The organism is Clostridia bacterium (assembly GCA_028698525.1).
Classification (GTDB): domain Bacteria; phylum Bacillota; class Clostridia; order JAQVDB01; family JAQVDB01; genus JAQVDB01.
Window position 1 is genome coordinate 1 of the sequence record JAQVDB010000136.1, and the last position, 2,502, is coordinate 2,502.

The 2,502-nt window shown below is 39.8% G+C and carries 2 protein-coding genes; one reads left to right on the forward strand and one right to left on the reverse strand.

The genetic code is table 11. The annotated features are described in order from the left end of the window. Positions 1–180 precede the first annotated feature (180 nt). Complete coding sequence (locus tag PHP06_11155; GenBank protein ID MDD3841098.1) at positions 181–1,569, reverse strand: ISLre2 family transposase; 1,389 nt, start codon at positions 1,567–1,569, stop codon at positions 181–183. Positions 1,570–1,929: 360 nt separating this feature from the next. On the opposite strand from PHP06_11155, the gene PHP06_11160 reads away from it, so the two are divergent. Further along, positions 1,930–2,502, forward strand: a 573-nt coding sequence (locus PHP06_11160) for a hypothetical protein (GenBank protein MDD3841099.1), incomplete at its 3' end; no start/stop codon positions are given.

Sequence of the window (2,502 nt, forward strand, 5' to 3'; positions counted from 1 at the left end):
CCGATCTCAAGACCAGCTCCTTAAACCACTCGGACATCTCTCCCTATAGCCCAGTTTCATGAGCTGGCACTATACAAGTATAGCAAAACCACTTTCATGTGTCAACTAATATTCTCAAATTCGATAGCGTCAAGATACTATGGGTTTTATAGAAAAAGTATCCCCTGTTTATATATGAACTCAAAAACCCCTTATTGATTTTAGGAATTGGGAAGCCCAAGTCCTTTTACCTATATTCAGAACAGTGATGTTTCCAATAGCCTCGTTCGAAGCTTTCAGCCTGCGCCTTTTAATAATCTCTTGATCAATTTTTATTTCCTTTTCTTCTCTCGCTGCTGCCTTCTTTTTCTTCATAAACAGCTCATATATGTCCCCACCGTTTGCTGCAAAGGCTCTCAGCCTGGACATCTGATCCACGCCTGTTCGGCACCATCCCAGAGGCCTTGAGCTCAGCCTGGACGATAAGATATGGCTGACATGACCTTCTGCACTGCAACCGGCATAATCTGCCTCATACTGCCGCCGTATCCCTTTCCAGTTGCCCATAATATATCTTCTTGCTTGCTTAACAGCTTCCTTCTTTGTCTCTGACTCGGTAGCACTTATGATTGTATCCAGAAGATCTTTTACACTCTTTTTATCATCTGCTTTTATATAATGCCACATAATTGATTTAGCGTGGCACATATGCGCTGTAGCCTGTGTCACATACTTTGTCAGGTGATAACGGTCCAGTACATAGGTACTTCCTTTTATCCAGTTTAATCCGTTCTTTATCCAGGGTGCACCATCCCCTGACAGGTATATTTTTTCTATCCTGTCCATATCATAAACTCTGTCCATGTAATCCGATACTTCTACCCATAGCTCATCACTGTCGGCATAAACACCGCTGAAATACCTGGGGTTTATCAGTTCCCACCGGCCTTTGCCGATCTCCTTTTTACCCTCATGCACATAGACCAGCTTTGGCTCCACTATCCCTCCCTCCTGAAGTGACACATGATCTTCATCAGCCTCTATGTAGAGCACCTTTGCTGACTTCTTATCATCTTTAATTCCTGCCGCAGCATTATCTACACTGCCAAGTTCCCGGATGCTGTTCATTACTGTCTGTGACGTTAGTTCTACCGCCTCAGATGCCTGCTTTGAGCTCCTGTCATAGGACATATATATGGCATCCTTTATCAGCTTTGCCTTTAGTGACGCATCCATCTTATCATGGGCTTTTATGCCTACCGCTTCATCTGATAGATAGCTGTATTCCCCTGTCTTTTTGCTCTTATAGTAGGTCCTTTCATACCTGACTTCACCAAATATTGTTAAGAGCCCCTTCGCTGCTGCTCTCTCTTTTATTTGCCAATCCCTTTTTCGTTCCTTACTGTTTTTGTATATCTCGTTTACTGTCTCTAATGCCTCTGCTACTAATTTTGCCCCAACCTCATCCAGGGTCTTCTTTGTCGCAAGTATGAATACAGATATATCCCTGCTTTCCTTTACCAGCTTCTCCAATTCCTCATTAAAACTACTAGTGATTTTACTTATGATTTCATGTATAATAGGTTCCATAAAGAGTATCTTCCTTTCTGTGTTGTGTTTTTTGTCAAATTACATGATATCACAGAGGAGGTACTCTTTTCTTCTGTTTTTAGTTTTTTACCCAAAGTAATTTTACACTAAGTCCCATATTTTATAATATTGTAAAATTCGCTTTATATATACATACATTTCCATATCTTAGAATGGTATTCGGTCATGAGTGCCATCTTAACCATTTAACTGGATTTAGCGATGTCAATTTTTAATTTGTTATAGTATAATAAATTATATAAACAAATACATATATAGCTGAATAAATATACCGATTTTCCATTTTTAAGAACGAATTGTCAAGTATGTCTTATAAAAGCAGATAGGAGAGATGAAAATATGTGTAATATAGCCGGTTATATTGGAAAAAGAAATGCAGCACCAATTTTAATTGAAATGATGAAAAAACAGGAAGGATACGGCGGCGGATATTATACCGGAATGTCAACACAGTATGAAGGAAAACTCTATACCGCCAAGGTTATAGGTGACACGGAGAACTTCCTGAATGAGACAGACGGAATTAATTTTCCCGGCACTACGGGTTTTATGCACAGCCGCTCAAACTCCGGCGGTGATGTTGAATGGGGACATCCTTTCTTGTCAGCTGAAAAAAACATTTCTTATATAGCAAATGGTTCTGCGGGCATTTTCCTTACAGACCATATGAAATCTTTAAGAAGCAAAACAGCAACTGAACTTGAAGAAAAAGGCTATGTTTTCGCATCAAAAACAAAGGGAGAAATTGGCAACTATCCGGTTTTGCCAGATAACACCTGCATACACATGAGCGATCTGATGTGCCAATACATTACATATTTTATAGATACAGGAATGGAAACCGACCAGGCAATGAGCAAATCCTTCTCTATGCTGCCTTCTGAGGTTGTGGGACTAATAGTAAGAAATGAA

What these genes read in the sequence shown, in the direction of transcription:
- PHP06_11155 (MDD3841098.1), bottom strand. Translation starts at nt 1,569, where the DNA reads ATGGAACCTATTATACATGAAATCATAAGTAAAATCACTAGTAGTTTT.